1 protein-coding gene is annotated in these 686 nt (G+C 57.0%); it reads right to left on the minus strand.

Going from position 1 to position 686, the window contains the following annotated elements; genetic code table 11:
• A partial coding sequence (locus ACMHKJ_RS19320) for a toxin TcdB middle/N-terminal domain-containing protein (protein ID WP_413496473.1) occupies positions 1 to 686 on the minus strand: 686 nt, incomplete at both ends.

A 686-nucleotide genomic window follows, 5' to 3' on the forward strand; every position in this document is an offset into this window, starting at 1 on the left:
TGGCATCAGAACAGACCGGTTCATTATCACCGCTGCCGGTCGTCAGACGGGTAACAAACCCGGCAAAGGCACTTTTATCGCCCTGCCAGTATTCATTTTTCAGCTGTGTATCGACTGGTGTATAACCGGTTGCATACCAGCTGCGGGTGAGTACCGGCATGGTCAGCACGCCGCCGGTATCACGGGCAGCGGTTGTATCGGTATCCTGCACCTCCACACAACCGAACCCCCGGAATTCGCGCTCGCGGGCGTCCCAGACGCCGTGATGGTAACTCACTTTGCTTACCCGTTTGTTGCCGGTGATGTCATCTCTGGTGTCTGTCCGCCATAAGGTGTGCACCGGGAACGGCAGATAAGAGATCGGCTCGCGGGTTTTATCATCCAGACGGAACTGCGCGGAGCTGCGGTAATGCAGTTTTTGCACCATCCCCGTCTGGTTACTGACCTGATTCAGCAGCCACGGTTTTTCGGTGGTCAGGTGCAGCAGATAATGACGTGGCGTGGTGTGCGGCACAGTCAGCAGCAGGCTGGCCACGCCCAGTCCCTGTACATCGGCGACCTGCAGGCGGCAGGTGTGGTCATAGCGTACACCGGCGGGCAGCTTAACGGTGAGCGGCTTATCAAACCCGTTGCCGCTGCGGTTGCGGTAAATTTCAATATAATCACTGCGGGCATACAGAATATCA

Origin of the sequence: Morganella psychrotolerans (genome assembly GCF_965118875.1) — a bacterium.
GTDB classification, from domain to species: domain Bacteria; phylum Pseudomonadota; class Gammaproteobacteria; order Enterobacterales; family Enterobacteriaceae; genus Morganella; species Morganella psychrotolerans_C.